2 protein-coding genes are annotated in these 2,689 nt (G+C 55.4%); one reads left to right on the forward strand and one right to left on the reverse strand.

All coding sequences use genetic code 11. The annotated features are described in order from the left end of the window. The coding region (locus tag PHD76_15240) for a glycine zipper 2TM domain-containing protein (protein ID MDD5263197.1) at nucleotides 1-373 on the forward strand (373 nt) is incomplete at its 5' end. Nucleotides 374-448: 75 nt separating this feature from the next. On the opposite strand, the gene PHD76_15245 is transcribed toward PHD76_15240, so the two are convergent. After that, the gene (locus PHD76_15245; protein MDD5263198.1) at nucleotides 449-2,236 is read right to left on the reverse strand and encodes an adenylate/guanylate cyclase domain-containing protein; all 1,788 of its coding nucleotides are present in this window, start codon (nucleotides 2,234-2,236) and stop codon (nucleotides 449-451) included. Nucleotides 2,237-2,689: the final 453 nt, after the last annotated feature.

Genomic DNA, 2,689 nt, shown 5'->3' on the forward strand with positions numbered 1-2,689 from the left:
CTATACCCGTGACCAGGCGCGGCAGGTGGTGGATGTGCGCACGGCCACCGTTGAAAGTGTGCGCGCGGTATTGATCGAAGGCACCAAGACACCTATCGGCACGGCAGCGGGTGCGGTGGTGGGGGGAATCGCCGGCAGCAATGTCGGCGGCGGCAAGGGCAGCGCGGTGGGTACGGTGCTGGGCACCGTGGCAGGGGGAGTGGTGGGTTCCGCGATTGAAGAGGGCGCGACCCGCCAGCCAGCCACGGAAATTACGGTCAGGTTTGATGACGGCAGGATGATCGCGGTGGTCCAGGCCGGGGATGAAAAATTCGAACCCGGTGACAAGGTGCGGGTGCTGACCGGCAACGGCGTGACGCGCATCAGCCATTGACCCGGAGGGAGGCACTGCATCCCGTTCGTGGTGAGCCTGTCGAACCACGAACGGATGACTTTGGTCAGAGCTTCCTTAATCCAGAGAACACATCAACGCGGCCTGTTTATGTTTCGGCTTTACGTGGAACATCCTGAAGGCGCCGAAATTTTTCGCGCTTGGAATGGTTCCCGCATACTCAAAGCTGGCCCAACCCTCGCCCTCTATTTCAAGCATCGCCACAAAAGGTTCCGTACCGAATATCTCGCCCGGCGGCGTCACGGGCTCGATCCGCGCAGTTTTATTGACGTCATTGCTGGAATAGGTGAAGTACTGTGCCAGCGAATCGTAAAGCTTGTAAACCGGCCCGTAATGCAAACCGATCCGCATCAGCAGCGGTGCTTCCAGATCGAGGCTGGTTTGATCGATCTCGTCTATCGCATTGTCCAGCGCCACCGCTATTCTGGCCGCAGTCGAAGCCTTGTCAGTCACCAGGAATATCGCGTCGCCCCAGGTGTTCAGGTGAAGGATTTCCGGTTGGAATTCCTCCAGGGCTTTGGCCAGCCGTGGCTGAAGCACATTAAAGTACCAGACAATATCGCGGTCGGATAATTTGCTATATCCCCGGATATCGGCAAACAGGATTGCATGGGGTTCGCGCCGGTTTTCCGGATAGCTCCCCTGAACCTTGCGGACATAGGGTTTGGGCAACTCGGCCGGACAGGGAATGATTTCAGTCTGGTGGCCCAGCTCTTTCCACTTCGCAATATTCAGATAGGTTCCCGAGCTTCGGCTCGACTCCCTTTGATTCCACACGGCCAATTGCTTCAGCCTGGTATTGAGCGAATTGGCCCGCATGATCGCCATGCCCATTGCCACATCCGAGCAAAACTTGAACAGCGAATCTTCGCCGAGATAATCCGACTCTGTCGCGCAGGAAACCGTATGGGCTCCCTTTATGCAGTCATGGAAACGTTTGCCCCAATCTTCCCCGGCGGTGCGCACCAGCACATCGCAAAAGCTTTCTATCCCGAAAGGCAGCCAGATATTCAGTTCACCGCCCTGCTTCAGAATGGATTCGGCAAACATGATGTCGGCGCCTGCCGCCAGCGAACCATAGGCGACTGCGCAATGCATGTCTGAAATCACGGTTTCGATCCGCAGGAGAAGTTCGTGCTCGTCCTTTTTACCCAGGGGCCGATGCTGGTCATAAATATGGCCGCAATAATGAATCACCGTTTCAGGGAGCAACGGATCCAGAATTTCCGGGTCGATGCCAAGATAATTGCAAACCAGCTTGAGTTGGCGGTGTGTGCGCGCCCGGGTGAGCAGGTTTCTTTCGTTATGTTTCGCCGCCTCTCCAATCATCTTCCTTGCTTCAGCCTGCCGGTTCAACAGGAGGTAAGCCTCGGCCTGGGTGGTCAGCGGGAAATATTGGGGGCCGCGATCCTGACGGGCGATCTGGATTGCCGAATTGGCCAGCTCACAAGCCTGCCTGTGGTCGCCGGAGAGCAAATAAAGGGTGGCGGCGTTGACGGCGGAATAATGTCCGCCGGTCTTGATGAATTCCTGATGGTAGGTTACCGCCGCAGCACTGAATGTTTCCTTGTCCAGGTTTATAAAAGCCAGATCTTTCAGTATGCGTGCTTCCAGCGCCCGGACATACTCGCTATCGCTCAAATGCAGCTTGTAGGAATAGAAGCTATCCAGCGCCCGTTGTTTTGCATTGCACCTTGCCAGCGCCAATACCGAGCAATACTGAAAAAACTCATCATCGGGACTGGATTCGAGCGCGGCCTGCGCCAGATCGTACTCCCTCAGGTAGTCGCCAGTCTTCTGGGCGCTAATGATTCGTGATTTTATTTCTTCAATGGACTGGGTCATGTCGGCAGTAATAATTGTTATGGCTCATCGCAGAACGGTTGCGGAAGTGTACTGTAAAGACCAGCTTCGTCTGGCTGGACAGTATTTTACCTTCCTTAAGTGGGCCTTAAGTGGACGCCCCTTCACGCTTGAGCATCGCCGCTTCGATCCGCAAAACAACCGCCGCTCAAATGGTACAATCCGCGCCTTTCAATCTCTGGGGGTGCGATTCCCAAGCCCCTTGGGGCGTGTCTTATGCAGGGTGGATTAAGCGCGTAGCGCGAATCCACAAAAAGCGCGGTGGATACACGTCTTCGGCGTTTTATCCACCCTACCAATACCCCGCTCTTGCGGCGGGGTTGTTTAATTCAGCCGAGGTTTTGCAATGCACACTCTGATTTGCGGTTCGATGGCCTACGACACCATCATGGTGTTTCCGGATCAATTCAAGAAACACATCCTGCCCGAGAATAT

The organism is Candidatus Methylacidiphilales bacterium (genome assembly GCA_028713655.1).
In the GTDB taxonomy this organism is placed as follows: Bacteria; Verrucomicrobiota; Verrucomicrobiia; order Methylacidiphilales; family JAAUTS01; genus JAQTNW01.

Excerpts from the sequence above, each read along its gene's own strand:
- PHD76_15245 (MDD5263198.1), bottom strand. The coding sequence starts at position 2,236 with ATGACCCAGTCCATTGAAGAAATAAAATCACGAATCATTAGCGCCCAG.